Raw genomic sequence first — 20,443 nt, 5'->3', positions numbered from 1 at the left:
TTGTCGCCCCTCCTGTGTGCTCAGCTCGTCGGCAGGGTGGGCTGGACGCGGCGCAGGAACGTGGCGTTGTCCGGGGTCTCCCGCAGGCGCGTCAGCAGGGTTTCCAGGGACGCGTCCCCGTGTGAGCGCAGGGCGCGGCGCAGGCCCCTGGTGACGGTCAACTCCTCTCGGGTGAAGAGAAGTTCCTCGCGGCGGGTGCCGGTGCGGTCGATGTCCACGGGCGGGAAGACGCGGCGGGACGCGAGTTCGCGGTCCAGCCGTAGTTCCATGTTGCCGGTGCTCTTCAGTTCCTCGAAGAAGTAGCCGTCGGCGCGCGAGCCGGTGTCCACGAGCGCGGTCGCGAGGATCGTCAGCGAACCGCCCTCCTCCGCCTGCCGTGCCGCCCCGAAGAACCGCTTGGGTCCCAGCAGCGCGCCCGCGTCGACGCCTCCGCTGAGCGTACGGCCGCCCGCCGCCGAGGCGTTGTTGTGGGCGCGGCAGAGCCGGGTCAGCGAGTCCAGCAGGATCACCACGTCCTCCCCGGCCTCCACCCGCCGCTTGGCCCGCTCCATGACGAGGTCGGCGAGGGCGGTGTGCTCCTTGGCGGGGCGGTCGAAGGTGGAGGCGTAGACCTCGCCGCGCACCGACCTGCGCATGTCGGTGACTTCCTCCGGGCGTTCGTCCAGCAGCAGCACCATCAGGCGGCACTCGGGGTGGTTGCCCGCGACCGCCGCGGCGAACTGCTGGATGAGTACGGTCTTCCCGCTCTTCGGCGGGGCGACGATGAGGCCGCGCTGCCCCTTGCCCACGGGTGCGAGCAGGTCCGTAAGGCGGCCGGCCAGGCCCGAGGCGGGGTGCTCCAGGCGGAGCCGGTCGTGGGGGTGCAAGGGGGTCAGGTCGCGGAAGTGCCTCCGCTGCCCTGTGGGGGCCTCGATTCCGGTGACCTCGGTGAGGGTCCGCTGGGGTCCGGCGACGCCTTCGACGAGGTCGCCCTTGCGGAGGCCGTGGCGGCGGATGAGAGCGGGGGAGACGTGGGGGTCGGCGGGCGACGGCAGGAGGCTCGCGGCGGCCCTCAGGTGGCCCTTTCCGTGCGCGTCGATGTCGAGGACGCCGGTGAGGGTCGTGCTCTGGGTTCTGGTGGGGCGTTCGAGGGTGGTGGTCATGGTGGGGGTGTCCTTTCCGGACAGAGTTCAGGAAGGGCCGCGGATCACGGAGACGCCTGCCTCCGGGCGACGGAAACGCACCACTGACGGCGACGAAAGCCCTGGTCAAGAGGTGCTGATCAGAAGAAGCCCGGCCCGGTCGAAGACCGTGAGCACGAGGGCTGAGAGAAGAAAGCGACACCGGCGCCGGACATGGGGCGCGGGCATGCCGCTCCTTGCACTGTACCGGTGCGGAGGGTTACGTCAAGGGGAAGGCGGCCCCGGCGGGCTCTGCCGGGGCCGTAGGGGGTCAGTCGCGGACGCCGGCGAGGAAGGAGGCCCAGGCGTCCTCGGCGAGGGCGAGGCGGGGGCCTACGGGGTGCTTGGAGTCACGGACGTGGACTGCGCGGGGCGCTCGCGCGACTTCAACACAGGAGTTGCCGTCCGGCCCGTCACTGTGGCTGCTCTTGAACCAGTTGAGCGTTATGGCGACCTCGACGCAGGAGTTGCCGTCGTTGCCACCGCTGTAGCTGCTCTTGAACCACTTCGGCGTGCTGAGGTTTTCGCTCATGGGGCAGAGGCTGCCCAACTGTGCGGCCCCGGCATGCCTGTGCCGGGGCCGTCAGGGCTCAGTCGCGTACGCCGGTGACGAAGGCCGTCCAGGTGTCCTGGGTGAGGGCGAGCTGAGGGCCTGCGGTGTGCTTGGAGTCGCGGACGTGGATGGTGCTGGGGGTTACGGCGAGTTCGACGCAGGAGTTGCCGTCGTTACCGCTGCTGTAGCTGCTCTTGAACCACGCCAGCTCGGAGGTGCCCCCGGCAGTGGTCTTGTGGATCATGTCTCTCCCAGCATTTTCTCGATGAGGTCCAGCGACTCCTCTGGTGGGAGTGCCTGAGCCCGGATCGTGCCATACCGCAGCTCAAGGATGCGCAGGTGTTTGGGCTCAGAGATCGGCCTGCCGTTGAACGCACCGTCTGACCGGCCCACCGCTGAACCGTCTGCGAATTTCAGCAGCTCGATCCGACCGTCCAACCCGGAATGGGTGGTGCACTTGTTCGACATGATCTGAAGCACGACGTTGTGCAACTTGGCTACCTCCAGCACACGTTCAAGCTGTTGGCGCCACACCATTGTGCCCCCGATGGGGCGCTTCAGAGCCGCCTCTTCCAGGACGAAGCTGAGTGCTGGGGCGGGCGAGCGCTGGAACACCGACTGACGAGCGATTCGCGCGGCCACCATGCGCTCAACCTCGTCCGGTGAGTAGGGCGGTTGTGCGGCTTCGAACAGGGCGCGAGCGTGTGCCCCTGTCTGCACCAGCCCGTTGATGCTGTTGCACTCGTACACCCCGATCTCGACCGCTTGTGCCTCCAGCTTGCCCAGCTCTCGAACTTTCCTGGGGTATCGGACCTTCTTCACGTCGTCCCACGCGGCCGAGATCAACCCGCCCGCGTCCAGTACCTCGTCCGACCTGTCCAGATACTCCTGCCGGGGAATCCGCTTGCCGGCCTCCACCTTGTAGACCAGGTCCTCCCCGTACCCGATCCGCGTGCCGAACTCCGCCGCTCGCAGCCCCGCGGCCTCGCGTCGTAGCTTCAACTGGCGGCCCACCGTGGCGATCACCGCCGCGCCCCAGTCGTCGTCCGCCTCGACTTCCCAGCCGGGCTCGTCCGTCTCCGAAGCGGGCCGTACCGCCTCGTCGTCCACTGACATCCGCACTCCTCCTTGCCCCTGCCGACAGCGTGGACACCACCGGACAAGCCGCCGACAGTGACCGTACGCAACGGTGCGATCACTCTTCACGGTAGGGCGGGGCGGACACCCTGGGTGATGTGAATCAGGAAAACACCGGGGCTGCGGCCCAACTCGATGCCCGCGCACGCGACTTCAGCGTGCTGTTCTCCTCGACGCCGCGAGGTGCCCGTCTCGCCCGCCTGCTCGCCGCTGAGCAGCTTCGTGGCTGGGGACTGCCCTGGGAGGCGGCCGCGCAGATCGTCGCGGAGCTGGCGGCGAACGCGGCGACCCATGGCCGGCTGCCGGGGCGGAGTTTCCGGCTCGCGCTGCATGCCGCGCGCGGCACCCTCCGGATCGAGGTGACGGACACGCGGGGTGACCGGCGGCCGGTGCGGAGGGAGCCGGGGGCGGAGGACGAGACGGGCCGGGGGCTGCTGCTGGTGGCCGCCCTGGCCGACCGCTGGGGGGTGGCCGAGGACCGGTTTCCGCGCAAGATCGTTTGGGCTGAACTGGATCTCGGCGTACCGGAACCCGGTGCGCCGTGCTCCGGTGGGGCGGGGGGTCATTAAGACCTGGAAGACCTGGGGAAAGCACCCCACCAAGCCCCACCCCTCCCGCCCACGGCGGCAGCCTCACTCGGGCGGGTGAACATCGCTGTTTCCGCTGGCAATTGACACCCTTGGCGGCTCTACGCTCAGCGCAACACAACCGCAGACATACGTCGGCCCCCGCCGGGAGTGGCTTCCCAGTGCGAGGGCCTGACCATCAAGGAAGAAAGAGCTTCCCGATGGGTAACCAGAACCCTAGCGCGCCCTCGCGCCTCCGGTCCCGTATTGCGGGGCATGACCACCCGAACCGGGGTGGTCTCATCCACGACAACTCCCGCCACACCGCCCGCTTCACGGTGATCGGCAACCACCTCGCCCAGCACGCGGAGCTCTCCCTGCTGGCGATCGGCCTCGGCACGCACATCCAGTCGCTGCCGCGAGGCGCCCGTATCGACATCAAGTCGCTCGCGGCCCGCTTCCCGGAAGGCGTCACCCGCATCGCCGCCGCCCTGCGCGAGCTGGAGCACCACGGCTACCTGCGCCGCGAACGCCAACGCACCCCCGGCGGCCGCATCATCACCCGCACCATCTCCTGCAACCAGCCGGGCGGCGTCCGCGAGGTGCACGAACCCCGCCCGCGCCGTGCCCCGGTCGCGCGCCCCAAGGCCCTCCCCGCCGTACCGTCCCCCTCCTGCTCCGCCCCCGCACTCCTCCAGGCCGCCACCGACGTCCTCGCGGACCTCCGCCGCCATGACACCCGCCTGCTGCTCTCCATCACCGACACGGCCCACCTCGCCCCCGGAGTGGCCGCCTGGCTGGAGCGGGACGTCACTCCGTCAGCCGTACGCCACGCTCTGATCAACGGCCTGCCGACGGAGCCGCTGCAACGCCCCGCTGCCTTGCTCGCCCACCGGCTGACCAGGCATCTGCCGCCCCCACCCCGGTTCGCTTCACCCGCCGTCGCCCCACCTCCCGTCCAGCACCCCTTCCAGACCTGCGACGGCTGCGACCGCGTCTTCCGAGCCCCCGAGCCGGGCCACTGCCGCGACTGCCGGGAGCACCCGCCCCGCTGAGGCGAAGCCGGGTGGCTGAAGATGATCGCGTGGCACACCTTTCGACAGATGTACGGTCCGCTCTGCGGTTCTTCGCGTTCTACCTGGGCAACGGCACGCTGGACGTCGAGCTGCTGGACGGCATCGACTACCGCGCCCACCTGCTCCAGTACGGCTCGGACCTGGAGATGATCTTCGCGATCTACGCCAACGTCCTCGAGGTCGACGAACACGGAGAGACGCTCAATGACGGCGACGCCCAGTACCGCGTCGCTCAGTGGATCCGGATGACATGTGATCCCGGCTACGAGGCGGAGCCTCCGTTCGAGGCGTGGGAGACCGAGCTGCACGGTCCCTGAGGGGACCGCCGGAGGCACCTTCGCCCGTCCCGCCTCGTACGCTGGACCCCATGACCGAACTGCCCGCCCGGCGTCTGCTGCTCGTGCACGCGCATCCTGATGACGAGTCGATCAACAACGGCGCGACCATGGCCAAGTACGTGGCCGAGGGGGCGCACGTGACCCTGGTGACCTGCACGCTGGGGGAGCGGGGGGAGGTGATCCCGCCGGAGCTGCGGCATCTGGAGGGGGATGCGCTGGGGGCGTACCGGCGGGGCGAGCTGGACGCCGCCCTCACCGAGCTGGGGGTCCGTGATGTGCGGGTGCTCGGGTACCGGGACTCCGGGATGATGGGGCTGGCGGACAACGACGACCCCGCCGCCTTCTGGCAGGCCGACCTCGATGAGGCCGCCGGGGCGCTCGCGGACGTGCTGCTGGAGGTCCGGCCGCAGGTCGTCGTCGCGTACGACGACAACGGCGGGTACGGGCACCCCGATCACATCCAGGCCCACCGCGTCGCCATGCGCGCCGTCGAGCTGGCCGCCGCCCGGGGGCATCAGGTGGACAAGGTCTACTGGAACCGCATGCCCCGCACGGTCGTCGAGGACGCCTTCGCGCGGCTCGCCGACGAGCTGCCCGGCCTGCCGTTCGGCAAGAGCGCCGACATCGCCGACCTGCCCGGCGTGGTCCCGGACGAGCGGATCACCACCGCCGTCGACGGCACCGCGTACGCCGCCGCCAAGGCCGCCGCGATGCGCGCGCACGCCACCCAGATCACCGTCGCGGGCGAGTACTTCGCGCTCTCCAACGACCTCGCCCAGCCGCTGTTCGGCACCGAGTACTACGAGCTGGTGCGGGGCAGTGCCGAACCCGGCGAGAGTGACCTCTTCGCCGGGGTGGAGGTGGCGTCATGAGCAGCTCGATGCTCGCCCAGCCGCTGCGACGCCCGTCGCTGGGCCGGATGGCCGCGCTGCTCGGGCTCGCGCTGCTCGGCGCGGTCGTCGGCGTCGCCGGGGCGCTGGTGCAGGCCGCCTGGTTCCCGCTCGGCCTGCTGCTCGCCCTCGCGGGCGCGGGCGGACTGTTCCTCGGCGGGGGCTACGCGCTGCGCGCCCGCTCGGGCGCCGTCGCGCCGGTGCTCGGCTGGGTCATCGCGGTCATCCTGCTCACCGCCAGCCGCCCGGAAGGCGACTTCCTCTTCGGCGCGGGCGGCGGCTCGTACATCTTCCTGCTCGGCGGTATGGCCCTCGCTGTGATCTGCGCCACCTTGGCCCCCGGACGGCAACCCGAGGGCGATGCCAACCGACTTGGCAAGTGACGTACCACTTCGCGTGCCCCTCGTGGGGGTCCGGTGCGGATTTCCCCGGCGGTCGTGGGATTCGCGCCAGAGGTGGCCAGTATGGTGGTGCGCGCCGCCGAGATGCCCGCTGAGGTCGTGACGGGCGGCGGAGCCAACCGGGAGAACCTGCCTTGAGTCGTGAAACTGACACTCCGTCCTCCGGGCCCAACGGGCGCGGCGGAGCCGCATACCCCTCCGGCACCCCGCCGTACGGGACCCCCATGGCTTCCGGCGACGGGACCGGCGCGGGAAGTCCGGACGCGCGTCCCGAGGAGCGCAAGACGGAGACCACGCTGACCACGCGCGTCCGGATCAACATCCCCGGATCGCGGCCGATTCCGCCGGTCGTCATGCGCAAGACCGTCGAGGGTGCCCCGGGCGGGGAGAGCGGCGGCGACGAGCCGGCCGTCGACGCGCAGCCCGAGCCCGCCGCGCCGCCCGCGCCCGAACCGGCCGCCGAGGCCGCCCCGCAGGCGGAGGAGAAGACCAGCGACTGGTTCGCTCCCCGCAAGTCCGGCGCCCCCAAGGGCGGTTCCGGCGGCGGTGGCACCAACGGCGCCGGAATGCCGGGCGGTTCAGCCGCCGGTACGGGCGTCCCGCGCACCGGCGCGCCCGCGCTCGGCCCCGGCCCCTCCGCGCAGCGGCCCAGCGCCCCCGCCCCGAACGCCCCCCGCTCCGGCGGCACCAACGGCTCCGGCATGTCCGGCGCCACCGGCGGCCCCGTCGCGCCGGGCCACGGCGGCGGCACCGGCTCGTTCGACGTGACGGAGGCGCTGGCCGCAGGCCCGCGCGGGGGCACGCGCCCGGGCGAGCCCGCCCGCGACGACCTGCCGTTCTTCTCCGACAACGGCGGCGCCCCGGCCGGTGGACCGGGTGCGCCCGGCGCCAACGGCCGTGGCGGCCCCGGCGGTCCGAACGGCTTCAACGGCCCGGGCGGCCACGGCGCCCCCGGCCCGAACGGCCCCACGGGTCCGACCGGCGGCCCGGTCACCGGCGACGGCCCGCTGCCGACCCGTCCGGTGCCGGGCAACGCACCCGGTGCCCCCGGCATGCGGGGCATGGAGCCCGGTGAGCCCTTCGACGGCCCGCCCGCGTTCCGCGCGCCCGGCGGCGCCCCGCCCAAGAGTGCGCAGAGCCCGCAGGGCGCCCCCCAGGCCCCCCAGGCTCCGCAGGCCGGCACCCCCCTCGGCGACGACACCGCGATCCTCACCCCGCAGCAGCTCGCCGCCGCCCCGGGCGCCCCCGGCCGCGCCCCGCACGGCGCCGTCTCCGGACACACCGTCACCAGCGGTATCCCGGTCGTCCCCGGCGACGCGGCGGACCCGTTCGGTCCGGCCGCCGACCGCCCGGCGTACACGGCCCCCAAGCCGCCCGCGCCGCAGGCGAAGGCCGCGCCGCAGCCCAAGAAGAAGGGCCGCAGCAAGCTGATGCTGCTGGTCGCCGGTGTGGTCGTCGTCGTGGGCGGTGCCTACGGCGCCGGGCTGCTGATGAACCGCACCGACGTGCCCAAGGGCACCACCGTGCTCGGCGTGGACATCGGCGGCGGCACCCGTGACGACGCGGTCAAGAAGCTCGACGACGCCTTCCGGGACCGGGTGAACAAGCCGCTCCAGCTCTCCGTCGGCGGCGGCAACGTGGCGCTCACCCCGGACAAGGCGGGCCTGCAGTTCGACTACCAGGCCACGGTCAGCGACGCCGCCAAGAGCGACTACAACCCGCTCTCCGTGATCGGCTCCCTCTTCGGGCAGAAGCGGGTCGTCCAGCCGGTCACCCCGGTGGACGAGGAGAAGCTCCAGGTCGCCCTCCAGCAGGCGGGCGGCGGTTCGGGCTCGGTCGTCGAGGGCGGCATCAAGTTCGAGTCCGGCAAGGCCGTCGCCGTCTACGGCAAGCCCGGCAAGGCCATCGACGCGGCCGGCTCCAGCAAGGCCGTCGAGCAGGCGTACCGCACCCTGATCGAGACCGGCACCGCCACCCCGGTCACCGTCCCCACCACCACCAAGCAGCCGACGGTTCCGAACGCCGAGGTCGACCGCGAGATGAAGGCGTTCGCGGAACCCGCGATGTCGAACATCGTCACCGTCCAGGTCGACGCGGCGCACAGCATCAACTTCGGGCCCCGCTCGCTGCCGAAGATCCTCGGGTTCAAGGCGGTGGGCGGCAAGCTCACCGACACCTACAACCTTGAGGCGCTCAGGGCCGCGTACGGCACCACCTTCGACGGCGTGAAGGTGGAGAGCGCCACCGGCAAGCGGGACGTGCTCCCGCAGGACGTGGTGGCGGCCCTGCGCAAGGCCCTGGTCGGCAAGACCGCGGCGGAGCGCATCGGCACCATCGACACCAAGCCGAACTAGTCCCGCACGGCACAGCGAGGGCATCCGGAGCCGCTCCGGGTGCCCTCGCCGTCGTATGACATCTGTCATCCGCCACTCAGGACCGACGGCACTGCCGCCCGCACCCCCCTGACCGCCAGCATGGACGGCATGACAACGACAGCGGTACCGACCGCGACCGCCGCGCCGGGGGTGGCCGGGTTCGAGCGGGTGAGCAAGGCGTACGGGGACGTGCCGGCGGTGGACGGGCTGTCGCTCGTGCTGCGGCCCGGGGAGACCGTCGCGCTGCTGGGGCCCAACGGGGCGGGGAAGTCCACCACGCTCGATCTGCTGCTCGGGCTGAAGCAGCCGGACGAGGGCACGGTGACCGTGTTCGGGACCGGCCCGCGCGAGGCCATCGTCGCCGGGCGGGTCGGGGCGATGCTCCAGAGCGGCGGGCTGATGGAGGACGTGACGGTCGCCGAACTGATCGGACTGGCCTGCTCGTTGCATCCGCGCCCCTACCCCGCCTCCGACGTGCTGGCCCGCGCCGGGATCACGCGGATCGCCGACCGCAAGGTCAACAAGCTCTCCGGCGGCCAGGCCCAGCGCGTCCGCTTCGCCCTGGCCACCGCCGGGGACAGCGACCTGATCGTGCTGGACGAGCCGACCACCGGCATGGACGTCACCGCCCGGCACGCGTTCTGGGCCACCATGCGGGAGCAGGCCGACCAGGGCCGCACCGTCCTCTTCGCCACGCACTACCTCGAAGAGGCCGACGCCGTCGCGGACCGCGTGCTCGTCCTGCACCGGGGCCGCCTGCTGGCCGACGGCACCGCCGCCGAGATCAAGGCCCGCGCGGGCGCCCGCCGGGTCTCCTTCGACCTGACCGGCGTCATCGACGCGACCGCGCTGGCCGGACTGCCCGCGCTGACCTCGCTGGACGTCTCCGGGCAGACCGTCCGCATCCAGTCCTCCGACGCCGACGCCACCGTGCACGCCGTCTACGGGCTCGGCCTCTGCCCCCGCAACCTGGAAGTCGCCGGGCTCGGCCTGGAGCAGGCTTTCGTCGCCATCACCGAGGCCGAGGAGGCCAAGCGCGCATGACCGGCATCCTCGCCTCACGGGCCCTGATCAAGCTGGAGCTCGCCCGCGCCCTGCGCAACCGCAAGTTCCTGTTCTTCTCCGTGCTCTATCCCTCGATCATCTTCCTGATCTTCGCGGGCGGTTCGGGCACCGACGAGAAGGTGGACGGCACCGGCCTGACCGTCGCCACCTACCTGATGGTCTCCATGGCCTCCTTCGGCGCCCTGACCGCCGTGCTGATGGGCAACAGCGAGCGCATCGCCAAGGAGCGGGAGAGCGGCTGGGTGCGCCAGCTCCGGCTGACCGCGCTGCCCGGCCACGGCTACGTCCTCGCCAAGACCGCCGGCGCGGCCGTGGTGAGCCTGCCGTCCATCGTGATGGTGTTCATCGTCGCCGCCGTCGTGAAGGACGTACGGCTCGACGCCTGGCAGTGGCTCGCCCTCACCGGCGTCATCTGGGCCGGCAGCCTCGTCTTCGCCGCGCTCGGCGTCGCCATCGGCTACCTCGCCTCCGGGGACGCGGTACGGCCCATCACGATGATCGTCTACTTCGCGCTCTCCCTCCTCGGCGGCCTGTGGATGCCCTCGGCCGGGTTCCCCCGGTGGCTCCAGGACATCGCCGAGTGGCTGCCGACGTACGCGTACGCTGCCCTGGGACGCGCGGTCGAGCAGAGCCAGGCCCCGCACGCGCGGGACGTCGCCGTCCTCGCCGTGTACTTCGTCCTCTTCGCGGGCGGCGCGGCCTGGCTGTACCGGAAGGACACGCTGAAGGCGTGAACGCGATGACGGAGGACCGGTGGGCCGGCGGCGAGACGGACACCCCCGTGGGGCGTCCGCCGCGGGGGCGGCGCGAGCTGTGGGCGAAGCTGCTGTGGATCGGCGTGTGGCTGGTCTTCCTCGGCTCACCCGTCCACGACCTGGTGAGCGGCGGCCACGGGACGGCGGCCACCTGGGCCGGAGCGGTCGGACTCGCCGCGTTCGTCGTGGCCTACCTGGGGCTGGTCTTCCGCAACATGGGCCGGACCTTCTCCGGCCCGGCCGTCGTCCTGCTCCTGCTGGTTCTCGGCATCCTCGCGCCGCTGCTCGCCTACACCCTCGGCAGCGCCTGGCTCGGCCTCTTCGTCTACCTCTCGGTGGCCTGCGGGGCGACCCTCCCGACGAAGGCCACCTACTGGGCGATCCCGGCCTCGGCGGCCGTGATGTACCTGGTCGGGCTGCACAGCGACGAGGAGGAGGCGCGGAACCTCATCCTGCTGGTGGTGCTGATCGGCTTCGCCATGACGGGCGTACGGCAGCTCGTCCGCACCACCGTCGAACTGCGCAAGGCGCGGGCGACCGTGGCGCAGCTCGCCGCCAACGAGGAGCGGCTGCGGCTCGCCCGTGACCTGCACGACCTGCTGGGGCACTCGCTGTCCCTGATCACGCTCAAGAGCGAGCTGGCGGGGCGGATGCTGCCAGGCCGCCCGGGGGACGCCGCCCAGCAGGTCGCGGACATCGAGCGGGTCAGCCGGCAGGCGCTGGTCGATGTACGGGAGGCCGTCACGGGGTACCGGCGGCCCCGGCTCGCCGCCGAACTGGCCGGTGCGCAGGTCGCGTTGGCGGCTGCCGGGGTCATCGCCGAGATCCCCGGCGAGCCCGACCTCGCCGGGCTGCCCGAGGAGGCCGAGGCCGCGCTCGCGTGGACGCTGCGGGAGGCCGTCACCAACGTGGTCCGGCACAGCGGGGCCGAGCGGTGCGCGGTGGAGCTGCTGCACCGGCACACCCTGGACGGGCCGGTGCTGGAGCTGTCCGTCGAGGACAACGGCTCGGGCGGGCCGGGCAAGGGGCCCGGCAACGGGCTCACCGGGCTCGCGGAACGGCTCCAGGGGGCCGGGGGCACGCTGGAGGCGGGGCGGTCCGCCAAGGGGTTCCGGGTGGTCGCCCGCGTCCCCTCGGCCGTCGTCGCGGACGTAATATCCGGGTCATGACGAGCACGATCAAGGTCCTCCTCGCCGAGGACCAGTCGATGGTCCGCGAGGCGCTCGCCGCGCTGCTCGGGCTGGAGGACGACATCGAGGTCGTCGCGCAGGTCGCACGCGGGGACGAGGTGCTGGCCGCCGTGGGGGAGCACGGGGTGGACGTGGCCCTGCTCGACATCGAGATGCCCGGCTGCACCGGGATCGAGGCCGCCGCCCAGGTCCACCGGGCGCACCCCGGCGTGAAGCTTGTCGTCCTCACCACCTTCGGCCGCCCCGGCTACCTCCGCAGCGCCATGGAGGCGGGCGCCGACGCCTTCCTCGTCAAGGACGCCCCCGCCGCCCAACTCGCCGCCGCCGTACGCAAGGTGCTCACCGGCGAACGCGTCATCGACCCCACCCTGGCCGCCGCGGCCCTCGCGGAGGGCGCCAACCCCCTGACCGACCGCGAACGCGAGATCCTCCGCGCCGCCGCCGACGGCTCCACCAACGCCGAACTCGCCCAAACCCTCCACCTCTCCCAGGGCACAGTCCGCAACTACCTCTCCACCGCCATCCAGAAACTCGCCGCCCGCAACCGCGCGGAGGCCGTCCGCATAGCCCGCGAAAAGGGCTGGCTCTGAAGCCGGTCAGTTGAGCAGGGCTCTTGCCGCGTGGGCCTGTGCTCGTGCCTTCTCCTCGGCCGTCGGGTCGACCACCGAGACCAGTTCCGCGTACGCCTCCAGTTCGGCCGCGCCCTCCGTGAAGGCGCCGCGCTGGACGAGGAGGCGGGCCCGTTCGTAGCGGAGGCGGGCCGGGCGGGAGGGGAGGAGCATGGCGAGTTCCACCGCCCAGAGGGCGACGTCGGAGCGTTCGGGGCGGACGGTGGCCCAGGCGCGGATGTTGTTGAGGATGCGCTGGATGACCTGGAGCGGGGCCGCCGGGACCAGCATCGAGGGCTCCAGCGGCGCGCCCGTCGCCCCGGCCACCAGCAGCTCGGTGTCCGCCCCGCTGAGCACCCGCCCGCCCTCGAAGGGGTCGGCGAGTACCCGGTCCCCGGCCGTGCCGAAGCCGACCACGAAGTGACCCGGCAGCGCGACCCCGTACACCGGGGCGCCCGCGCGCCGGGCGACCTCCATCCACACCACCGACAGCAGGATCGGCAGCCCGCGCCGCCGCCGCAGCACGGAGTGCAGCAGCGAGGACTCCAGCCGCTCGTACTCCCCGGCCGTCCCGCAGAAGCCCTCGGTCCCGCCCAGCAGCCGGCCCACCGCCCGCGCCCACGCCAGCGGCTCGCCCGGCCGGAACGGCAGCCGCCCGGCGAGTTCGTCCAGCTCGATCTGGGCCGCGTCCATCCCGGCCTCGTCCAGCGTGCCGTCCCCCTCCGCGCCGATCATGAGACACAGCGCGGACAGGTCGGGCCACTGCGACCGCGCCTCCTGCGCGAACCGGCGCCGCAGCTCCGCCGACCGCTCCGGCGGAGGCGGGTACGGCGGCGGGAAAGCGGGGCGGCGGGCCGGTTCCTGGGGCTCCACGACGGCCTCCTACGACCGCCCGGAGCCGGCCGTGTCCGGCTCCCGGTAGTGGTGGTACGCGTGATGCCGGGCGAAGCCGAGACCGTCGTACAGCCGTCGCGCGCCCTCGTTGTCCTCCTCGACCTGGAGCCACGCCGCCGAGGCGCCCTCGTCCAGCGCGCGCCGGGCCAGCGCGGCCATCACGGCCGTGGCCAGCCCCTGGCGCCGCCGGGCCGGATCGACCTCGACCGCGGCGAAACCGGCCCACCGGCCGTCCACCACGCACCGCCCGATCGCCGCCGGCGGCTCGCCGTCCGCGCCGGGCACACGGGCGAACCACACCGACGGTCCGCCGTGCAGCACCCGCAGGGCCACCTCGCTCACTCCCTCGCGCCCGTACCGCGCGAGCCACGCCTCGTCCGCCTCGCGGGAGAGCACCACGTCGGCGCCGCCGTCCCGGTCCGCGACCGGCGCCGGCGCTCCGGTCCACAGCTCCGCCGTGACCTCCCGCGTCCAGCCGCGCCGCGCCAGCTCCGCCGACAGCAGCTCCTGCGTGCCCTCGGCACCGGTGGCGGTCTGGACGTAGGCGGGCAGTCCGCGCTCGCCGTACCAGCGTCTTACGGAAGTCAGGGCCGCGTCGAGCGGAAGCCCCGGCTCGCCGAGCGGCAGCACGCTGTTGGCCCGCCGGGTGAAGCCGCCGGCGGCCCGCAGCTCCCACTCACCGAGCCGCTCGCTCTCCACCGGACGCCACGCCCGCGCGGCGATCCGCGCCAGCTCCTCGTACCCCGCCGACGGCCCCCGGCGACGCGCCGGGGCGGACGGTACGACCTTGCCCGCGACCAGCGACGACGCTTCGGCCCTGACCACCCGGCCGTCCCGCCGTGTGATCATGAGCACGCCGTCGTCGTCCCAGGATGTGAGAACGCCTACCGTGTCGGTGAACTTCTCGCCCGCCGCACCCGATCCCGTCAACTGCCGTACAGATACCCTTTTGCCCACGTCTGCCGGGGTGATGAGGACCTTGAGCAGTCCTGTCACCGAGATTTCCACGGGTCGCTCCACCCCTCCTGTTCGGATCACGCTCCGGAACGGAGATACTAGGTGCGGGCATCGACGACGCCGCGCTCCCGCGCGCCAGGCGGCGGAGCCTGAGGAGGCCCGCCAGCGCCCTATCGAGGAGGAACGACAGCGTGACCTACGTCATCGCGCAGCCTTGTGTCGACGTCAAGGACAAGGCGTGCATCGAGGAGTGCCCGGTCGACTGCATCTACGAGGGCCAGCGGTCCTTGTACATCCACCCGGACGAATGCGTCGACTGTGGTGCCTGTGAGCCGGTCTGCCCGGTCGAGGCGATCTTCTACGAGGACGACACTCCGGAGGAGTGGAAGGACTACTACAAGGCGAACGTCGAGTTCTTCGACGAGCTGGGCTCCCCCGGCGGCGCCAGCAAGCTGGGTCTGATCGAGCGCGACCACCCCTTCATCGCCGCGCTCCCGCCCCAGGGCGAGTAACCGGTCGGCAAGGCCCGGCGGCCCGTATGAGCGCGCCGCCTCGGTCCCGTACGGCCCGGTCACCCCGGGACGTACGGGACCGAGGCGTTTCGCGCACCCTAGGAAAGAGAGAGCAAGCCCCGTGTCCGCAGTCTCCGACCGGCTCCCCGCCTTCCCCTGGGACAAGCTGGAGCCGTACAAGAAGACCGCCGCCGCGCACCCCGGCGGCATCGTCGACCTCTCCGTCGGCACCCCGGTCGACCCGGTTCCCGAGCTGATCCAGAAGGCGCTGGTCGACGCGGCCGACTCGCCGGGCTATCCGACGGTCTGGGGCACGCCCGCGCTGCGCGACGCGATCACCGGCTGGCTGGAGCGCCGCCTCGGCGCCCGCGACGTCACCCACCGGCACGTGCTGCCGGTCGTCGGCTCCAAGGAGCTGGTCGCCTGGCTGCCGACCCAGCTCGGCCTCGGTCCCGGCGACAAGGTCGCCTACCCGCGCCTGGCCTACCCCACCTACGAGGTCGGCGCCCGCCTCGCCCGCGCCGAGTACGAGGTCTACGACGACCCGCGCGAGCTGGACCCCACGAACCTCAAGCTGCTCTGGCTGAACTCGCCGTCCAACCCCACCGGCAAGGTCCTCTCCCAGGAGGAGCTGACCGGGATCGTGGCCTGGGCCCGCGAGCACGGCGTACTGATCGTCTCCGACGAGTGCTACCTGGAACTGGGCTGGGAGGCCGACCCGGTCTCGGTCCTGCACCCGGACGTCAACGGCGGCTCCTACGACGGCCTCCTCGCCGTCCACTCCCTCTCCAAGCGGTCCAACCTGGCCGGTTACCGCGCGGCCTTCGTCGCGGGCGACCCGGCGGTGCTGATGCCGCTGCTGGAGATCCGCAAGCACGGCGGCATGATGACCTCCGCGCCGACCCAGGCCGCGGTGGTGGCCGCCCTCGGCGACGACGACCACGTACGCCTCCAGCGCGAGCGTTACGCGGCCCGCCGTGCCAAGCTCCGCGCGGCGCTCACGTCCCACGGCTTCCGCATCGACCACAGCGAGGCCAGCCTCTACCTCTGGGCCACCAAGGGCGAGTCCTGCTGGGACACGGTGGCGCACCTGGCCGACCTCGGCATCCTGGTGGCCCCGGGCGACTTCTACGGCGAGGCGGGCGATCAGTACGTCCGCGTGGCCCTGACGGCGACGGACGAGCGCATCGACGCGGCGATCTCTCGCTTGACGGCGTAGCACCACTGCGGCGAGCAGCGATCTCCGCTGGCCGCCCTGGCTGTGGGCAGTCGTTCCGCAGGGCGGAACGGGTGGGCACAGCCCTACAGCGCCGGGCGCCGCCCCGGGAAACGCCAAGGGGGCCCAGGGCAGAACCCTGGACCCCCTCGCGGCGAGCGACTAGCCGAGCGGCAGGCCCTTCAGCGGGAGGCCGCCCAGGACGTTCCCCGCCGCCTTGCCCGCCGCAGGCGCCGGCACGGCCTTCTTCACGGCCTTGCTGTCCGCCAGCCCGCCCACGGCCTTGTCCACGTGCGTCGCACCGTCCAGCTTGGTCAGACCGCCGAGGTCCGGCACGGCCGGCTGGTTGGTGGCCGCACCGGCGGTACCGGCGGCGCCGACCCCGGCGGCCGCCCCCGCGGCGACGAGCAGCGCGGCACGGGCGATACGGCGGGTCAGGGGGAGGGACATGATGCTCCATTCGACAGGAGAGAACGGTGTGGTGTCCGAGCCCGGACGCACTGACTACCGCTCGAACCCGCCGAAGGTTGCGGACGCCGAAGGTAAAGACTGGATAACGCATCGCATTATCAGGTGTGGATAAAAACGGGCAAAGACCGTCGCGAAGAGGCCCCGCAGAATCCTTCCACCCCTTGAGGCGCAAGGCCCGAGGGTCGTCCCCGCACCCCCGCCCCCGCACGCGCCCCCCGACAGCCCCCGCAACCCCTACGGGGGTGCCCCCGCACAAGCGTCCGCAGGCCCCCTAGGACCCCGTGACGATGCGGACGGACGCCAGTGAGGACTCCGCCCCGGCCGCCCCGGACGTCGGGGTCTTGGCCGGATGCCAGTCCCCGCCGCCGTTGGACGCGGTCCACTCCCGCCCCTCGTACGTCACGCGAGTGATGCGCAGCGCCGAGGAGTTGGCCACCGCCCACTGCGCGAGCTGCCACCCCCGCTCCCGCTCGGTACGTCCGTGGGCGTCCGTCCGGGTGCCCTGCGGCACCGGCACGGTCACCGTCCGCCCGTGCGCCGACGCGGTCACGCTGGGCGAGGGAGAGGGCGAGGGGACGGCCGTACCGCCCACCACCGCGCCGGTCTCCTGGAGCGCGTCCCGCCCGAAGTCCCGTACCAGCGCGGTCCGTACGGCGTCCGGGCTCGCCGCCCGGGCGGTGCGGGAGGTGCGGCCGTCGCAGGTCAGGGTGGCCGCCGAGCGGCCGGTGAGGGCGGCGGCCAGCAGCTCGGCGTCCGGCTCGTGCTTGGCGTACGCCTCCGGGTAACCGCTGCGCTGCACCTTCTGCGCCGCGACGGTGAGCGGGAGTTCGGCGTAGCCGGGCACATGGGCCAGGTGCGCGTAGAAGATGCCCGCCGAGTAGGCCGGGTCCATGATCTGCCGCTCGGTGCCCCAGCCCTGCGAGGGCCGCTGCTGGAACAGGCCGAGCGAATCCCGGTCCCCGTGGCCGATGTTGCGCAGTCCCGACTCCTGGAGCGCGGTGGCGAGCGCGATGGTCACAGCGCGCTGCGGCATGCCGCGCCCGGTGCCGACGGCCGCGATGGTGGCCGCGTTCACGGCCTGCTCGGGCGTGAAGGAGTACGACACCGTCTCGTCCTGTACGGAGACCACCGTGCAGCCGCGCGCGGCGCCGCCCCCGGTGACGTACTGGACGACGAGGTACGCGCCGACACCGGCGAGGACGAGCAGGGCCGCACCGATCCGGAACACACGGCCGCGACGCTTGGGGCGAGAGGGGGACGGCTCTGACACGCGTACAAGGTACTGGAGCCCGCTGTGGCCCTCGCCGCGGGCCCGTGCCGGTGACACGGCGGCCCCCGCCCCGGACGGGCGTTAGGGTCACGAGCATGGCCGACACCACCCTTGACCTCACGCTGGACGCCGCCGAGCTGACCGCCCGGCTCGTGGACATCCCGTCGGAGAGCGGCACCGAGAAGCCCCTCGCGGACGCGATCGAGGCCGCGCTGCGCGCTTTGCCCCACCTCACGGTGGAGCGCTTCGGCAACAACGTCCTCGCCCGCACCGAGCTGGGCCGCACGGAACGCGTCATCCTGGCCGGGCACATCGACACCGTCCCGATCGCGGAGAACGTCCCCTCCCGCCTCGACGAGGACGGCGTGCTGTGGGGCTGCGGCACCTGCGACATGAAGGCCGGTGTCGCGGTCCAGCTCCGGATCGCGGCCACCGTGCCGGACCCCAACCGCGACCTGACCTTCGTGTTCTACGACAACGAGGAGGTCGCCGCCGAGCTGAACGGCCTCAAGCACCTCGCCGAGGCCCGCCCCGAGTGGCTGCGGGGCGACTTCGCGGTGCTGCTGGAGCCCTCCGACGGCGAGGTCGAGGGCGGCTGCCAGGGCACGCTCCGGGTGCTGCTGAAGACCAAGGGCGAGCGGGCCCACTCCGCGCGCGGCTGGATGGGCTCCAACGCCATCCACGCCGCCGCCCCGACCCTGGCCCGCCTCGCCTCCTACGAGCCCCGGTGGCCGGTGATCGACGGGCTGGAGTACCGCGAGGGCCTGAACGCGGTCCGTATCGGCGGGGGAGTGGCCGGCAACGTCATCCCGGACGAGTGCGTGGTCACCGTCAACTTCCGCTACGCCCCCGACCGCACCGAGGAGGAGGCCGTCGCGCACGTCCGCGAGGTGTTCGCGGACTGCGGCGTCGAGGAGTTCGTGATCGACGACCACAGCGGCGCCGCCCTGCCCGGCCTGTCCCACCCGGCGGCCGCGGCCTTCATCGAGGCGGTCGGCGGCACCCCGATGCCCAAGTACGGCTGGACGGACGTCTCCCGCTTCGCCTCCCTCGGCATCCCGGCGGTCAACTACGGCCCCGGCAACCCGCACTTGGCGCACAAGCGAGACGAGCGGGTCGAGGTGGCCAAGGTCCTCGCCGGTGAGGAGCGGCTGCGCGCCTGGCTGACCGCGTGACGCCCGCACCGCGCGGCGCCGCGTTCCGGACATGCTCACGTCCCCCCTCCGTAACGGTTGCGGATCTAGGCTGAGGACGAAATACCGGCAAGCGGAGGGAGCGCACATGGCTACCGGAAACCCCGAGGGGAAGAAGCGCCCACCGGACGAGCAGCGGCTCGGACCGGTGCTCCGGCGGCGGGGCCAGGTGCAGGCCAGCACCACGGACCAGCGGCTGCTGGACGAGCGCGCCCCCACCGACTGGGTGCACACCGACCCCTGGCGGGTGCTGCGCATCCAGTCGGAGTTCATCGAGGGCTTCGGCACCCTGGCCGAACTCCCGCCCGCCATCAGCGTGTTCGGCTCGGCCCGGACCCCGGTGGACTCGCCCGAGTACGACGCCGGTGTGCGGCTCGGGCGCGGTCTGGTCGAGGCCGGCTGGGCGGTGATCACCGGGGGCGGCCCCGGTGCCATGGAGGCGGCCAACAAGGGCGCGCTGGAGGCGGGCGGCGTCTCGGTCGGCCTCGGCATCGAGCTGCCCTTCGAGCAGGGGCTGAACCCCTATGTCGACATCGGGCTGAACTTCCGGTACTTCTTTGTCCGAAAAATGATGTTTGTGAAGTACGCCCAGGGCTTCGTGGTGCTGCCCGGCGGCCTCGGCACGCTGGACGAGCTGTTCGAGGCGCTCACCCTGGTGCAGACCCAGAAGGTCACCCGCTTCCCGATCGTGCTGTTCGGCAGCGAGTACTGGGGCGGGCTCATGGACTGGCTGCGGAACACGCTGGTCGCGCAGGGCAAGGCGGCCGAGAAGGACCTGCTGCTGTTCCACGTGACGGACGACGTGGACGAGGCGGTCGCCCTGGTGTCCAAGGAAGCGGCCCGGTAGTACCGAGGCGCGCCCCCTGGGGGACGGCCCCTTACGGCCGTCCCCCTACAACAAGTCCCTGTCAGGCCAGACCCCTGCGGGCCGTCGCCGGGGGCCGGTGGCCCGCGATCGACGCCACCATGTCCAGCACCTGCCGGGTCTCGGCGACCTCGTGCACCCGGTACACCTGCGCCCCGAGCCACGCCGAGACCGCCGTGGTCGCCAGCGTGCCGATCAGCCGCTCTTTCACCGGGCGGTCCAGCGTCTCCCCGACGAAGTCCTTGTTGGACAGCGACACCAGCACCGGCCAGCCCGTCGCCACCATCTCGTCCAGCCGGCGCGTGGCCTCCAGGCTGTGCCGGGTGTTCTTGTTGAAGTCGTGCCCCGGATCGATCAGCACCGACTCGCGCGGCACCCCCAGCGCCACCGCCCGCTCCGCCAGCCCCACGGTCACGTCGAGGATGTCGGCCATCACGTCGTCGTAGGCCACCCGGTGCGGCCGGGTACGGGGCTCCGCGCGCCCGGCGTGCGTGCACACCAGCCCCACCCGGTGGCGGGCGGCGACCTCCGCGAGACCGGGGTCCACGCCGCCCCATGCGTCGTTCAGGAGGTCCGCGCCCGCCTCGCACACCGCCTCGCCGACCTCGGCGCGCCAGGTGTCCACGCTGATGATCACGTCGGGGAAGCGGCGGCGGACCTCCGCCACGAAGCCGACCGTGCGGCGGGCCTCCTCCTCGGCGGTGACCTCCTCGCCCGGCCCGGCCTTCACCCCGCCGATGTCGACGATGGCCGCGCCCTCGGCCACGGCGCGCTCCACGCGCGCGAGGGCGGCGTCGTCGGCGAACGTCGCGCCCCGGTCGTAGAAGGAGTCCGGGGTCCGGTTGACGATCGCCATGATCACCGGTTCGTGCGCCCCGAATTCCCGCTTGCCCAGCCTGAGCATCCCCTGTGACCTCTCCTCGTACCTCGGACGTCCGGCGCCTCAAGACC

23 protein-coding genes are annotated in these 20,443 nt (G+C 72.6%); 14 read left to right on the top strand and 9 right to left on the bottom strand.

Translation table 11 applies throughout. The features are described 5' to 3' along the window. Positions 1 to 20: 20 nt before the first annotated feature. The 4 genes from rho to ACZ3HQ_RS02525 all read right to left on the bottom strand — a co-directional run bounded on the left by rho (position 21) and on the right by ACZ3HQ_RS02525 (position 2,829). The gene (rho, locus tag ACZ3HQ_RS02540; protein ID WP_467507291.1) at positions 21 to 1,142 is read right to left on the bottom strand and encodes a transcription termination factor Rho; all 1,122 of its coding nucleotides are present in this window, start codon (positions 1,140 to 1,142) and stop codon (positions 21 to 23) included. Positions 1,143 to 1,431: 289 nt separating this feature from the next. Continuing rightward, positions 1,432 to 1,692, bottom strand: a complete 261-nt coding sequence (locus ACZ3HQ_RS02535; protein ID WP_467507290.1) for a DUF397 domain-containing protein — start codon at positions 1,690 to 1,692, stop codon at positions 1,432 to 1,434. Between the two features lie 58 nt (positions 1,693 to 1,750). Continuing rightward, positions 1,751 to 1,957, bottom strand: coding sequence for a DUF397 domain-containing protein (locus ACZ3HQ_RS02530; RefSeq protein ID WP_467507289.1), 207 nt, complete (start codon positions 1,955 to 1,957; stop codon positions 1,751 to 1,753). Further along, positions 1,954 to 2,829, bottom strand: coding sequence for a helix-turn-helix domain-containing protein (locus ACZ3HQ_RS02525; protein WP_467507287.1), 876 nt, complete (start codon positions 2,827 to 2,829; stop codon positions 1,954 to 1,956). Before ACZ3HQ_RS02525 ends, ACZ3HQ_RS02530 begins: the two co-directional genes overlap by 4 nt. Before the next feature lie 119 nt (positions 2,830 to 2,948). Here ACZ3HQ_RS02525 and ACZ3HQ_RS02520 point away from each other — a divergent pair, with 119 nt between their 5' ends. The 10 genes from ACZ3HQ_RS02520 (at position 2,949) to ACZ3HQ_RS02475 (ending at position 12,096) form a co-directional block, all read left to right on the top strand. Next, the gene (locus tag ACZ3HQ_RS02520; protein ID WP_467507285.1) at positions 2,949 to 3,419 is read left to right on the top strand and encodes an ATP-binding protein; all 471 of its coding nucleotides are present in this window, start codon (positions 2,949 to 2,951) and stop codon (positions 3,417 to 3,419) included. Between the two features lie 218 nt (positions 3,420 to 3,637). Beyond that, positions 3,638 to 4,471 carry a helix-turn-helix domain-containing protein gene (locus tag ACZ3HQ_RS02515; protein WP_467507283.1) on the top strand — a complete coding sequence of 278 codons (834 nt, stop codon included), beginning with the start codon at positions 3,638 to 3,640 and terminating at the stop codon, positions 4,469 to 4,471. A gap of 29 nt (positions 4,472 to 4,500) precedes the next feature. Continuing rightward, a complete protein-coding gene (locus tag ACZ3HQ_RS02510) occupies positions 4,501 to 4,809 on the top strand; it encodes a DUF7677 family protein (protein ID WP_467507282.1) in 309 nt (102 codons plus the stop codon). 50 nt (positions 4,810 to 4,859) lie between these two features. Next, a complete protein-coding gene (gene mshB, locus ACZ3HQ_RS02505) occupies positions 4,860 to 5,702 on the top strand; it encodes an N-acetyl-1-D-myo-inositol-2-amino-2-deoxy-alpha-D-glucopyranoside deacetylase (protein ID WP_467507280.1) in 843 nt (280 codons plus the stop codon). Continuing rightward, positions 5,699 to 6,103: a DUF6113 family protein gene (locus ACZ3HQ_RS02500; protein WP_467507279.1), complete on the top strand. Its 405-nt coding sequence runs from the start codon at positions 5,699 to 5,701 to the stop codon at positions 6,101 to 6,103. Before mshB ends, ACZ3HQ_RS02500 begins: the two co-directional genes overlap by 4 nt. Positions 6,104 to 6,255: 152 nt before the next feature. Continuing rightward, entirely contained in the window at positions 6,256 to 8,475 is a 2,220-nt protein-coding gene (locus ACZ3HQ_RS02495; RefSeq protein WP_467507277.1) for a hypothetical protein, read from the top strand. Between the two features lie 129 nt (positions 8,476 to 8,604). Further along, positions 8,605 to 9,540, top strand: coding sequence for an ABC transporter ATP-binding protein (locus ACZ3HQ_RS02490; protein WP_467507275.1), 936 nt, complete (start codon positions 8,605 to 8,607; stop codon positions 9,538 to 9,540). After that, positions 9,537 to 10,295 (top strand): ABC transporter permease, encoded by a 759-nt coding sequence (locus tag ACZ3HQ_RS02485; RefSeq protein WP_467507273.1) that lies wholly within the window; start codon positions 9,537 to 9,539, stop codon positions 10,293 to 10,295. The genes ACZ3HQ_RS02490 and ACZ3HQ_RS02485 overlap by 4 nt, the downstream gene beginning before the upstream one ends. A gap of 5 nt (positions 10,296 to 10,300) precedes the next feature. Next, complete coding sequence (locus ACZ3HQ_RS02480; RefSeq protein ID WP_467507969.1) at positions 10,301 to 11,485, top strand: sensor histidine kinase; 1,185 nt, start codon at positions 10,301 to 10,303, stop codon at positions 11,483 to 11,485. Beyond that, positions 11,482 to 12,096 carry a response regulator transcription factor gene (locus tag ACZ3HQ_RS02475; protein ID WP_350898805.1) on the top strand — a complete coding sequence of 205 codons (615 nt, stop codon included), beginning with the start codon at positions 11,482 to 11,484 and terminating at the stop codon, positions 12,094 to 12,096. Before ACZ3HQ_RS02480 ends, ACZ3HQ_RS02475 begins: the two co-directional genes overlap by 4 nt. A gap of 6 nt (positions 12,097 to 12,102) precedes the next feature. On the opposite strand, the gene ACZ3HQ_RS02470 is transcribed toward ACZ3HQ_RS02475, so the two are convergent. Together ACZ3HQ_RS02470 and ACZ3HQ_RS02465 are read right to left on the bottom strand one after the other, a co-directional pair. After that, a complete protein-coding gene (locus ACZ3HQ_RS02470) occupies positions 12,103 to 12,987 on the bottom strand; it encodes a transglutaminase family protein (RefSeq protein WP_467507271.1) in 885 nt (294 codons plus the stop codon). A gap of 9 nt (positions 12,988 to 12,996) precedes the next feature. Next, positions 12,997 to 14,016 (bottom strand): GNAT family N-acetyltransferase, encoded by a 1,020-nt coding sequence (locus ACZ3HQ_RS02465; protein WP_467507269.1) that lies wholly within the window; start codon positions 14,014 to 14,016, stop codon positions 12,997 to 12,999. 140 nt (positions 14,017 to 14,156) lie between these two features. On the opposite strand from ACZ3HQ_RS02465, the gene fdxA reads away from it, so the two are divergent. Both fdxA and ACZ3HQ_RS02455 read left to right on the top strand, forming a co-directional pair. After that, entirely contained in the window at positions 14,157 to 14,477 is a 321-nt protein-coding gene (gene fdxA / locus ACZ3HQ_RS02460) for a ferredoxin (RefSeq protein ID WP_018561461.1), read from the top strand. Between the two features lie 121 nt (positions 14,478 to 14,598). After that, complete coding sequence (locus ACZ3HQ_RS02455; RefSeq protein ID WP_467507267.1) at positions 14,599 to 15,696, top strand: bifunctional succinyldiaminopimelate transaminase/glutamate-prephenate aminotransferase; 1,098 nt, start codon at positions 14,599 to 14,601, stop codon at positions 15,694 to 15,696. A gap of 159 nt (positions 15,697 to 15,855) precedes the next feature. Here the strand turns inward: ACZ3HQ_RS02455 and ACZ3HQ_RS02450 are convergent, their stop codons facing one another. Further along, positions 15,856 to 16,143 carry an ATP-binding protein gene (locus ACZ3HQ_RS02450; protein ID WP_135783992.1) on the bottom strand — a complete coding sequence of 96 codons (288 nt, stop codon included), beginning with the start codon at positions 16,141 to 16,143 and terminating at the stop codon, positions 15,856 to 15,858. Positions 16,144 to 16,435: 292 nt separating this feature from the next. Continuing rightward, on the bottom strand, positions 16,436 to 17,434 hold the full coding sequence (locus ACZ3HQ_RS02445; protein ID WP_467507265.1) for a VldE C-terminal domain-containing protein: 999 nt from the start codon (positions 17,432 to 17,434) through the stop codon (positions 16,436 to 16,438). A gap of 95 nt (positions 17,435 to 17,529) precedes the next feature. Here ACZ3HQ_RS02445 and dapE point away from each other — a divergent pair, with 95 nt between their 5' ends. After that, positions 17,530 to 18,609: a succinyl-diaminopimelate desuccinylase gene (gene dapE, locus ACZ3HQ_RS02440; RefSeq protein WP_467507263.1), complete on the top strand. Its 1,080-nt coding sequence runs from the start codon at positions 17,530 to 17,532 to the stop codon at positions 18,607 to 18,609. A 106-nt stretch (positions 18,610 to 18,715) separates the two neighbouring features. Beyond that, positions 18,716 to 19,474 (top strand): LOG family protein, encoded by a 759-nt coding sequence (locus ACZ3HQ_RS02435; RefSeq protein WP_366571982.1) that lies wholly within the window; start codon positions 18,716 to 18,718, stop codon positions 19,472 to 19,474. A 61-nt stretch (positions 19,475 to 19,535) separates the two neighbouring features. Here ACZ3HQ_RS02435 and folP read toward each other — a convergent pair whose 3' ends face one another. Then, positions 19,536 to 20,396, bottom strand: a complete 861-nt coding sequence (folP, locus tag ACZ3HQ_RS02430; RefSeq protein WP_366571983.1) for a dihydropteroate synthase — start codon at positions 20,394 to 20,396, stop codon at positions 19,536 to 19,538. Positions 20,397 to 20,443 lie beyond the last annotated feature (47 nt).

It is taken from the genome of Streptomyces sp. NPDC018263 (assembly GCF_055562575.1).
The sequence above is the reverse complement of the archived record's forward strand: the minus strand, read 5'-3'. Positions and strand labels throughout refer to the sequence as shown.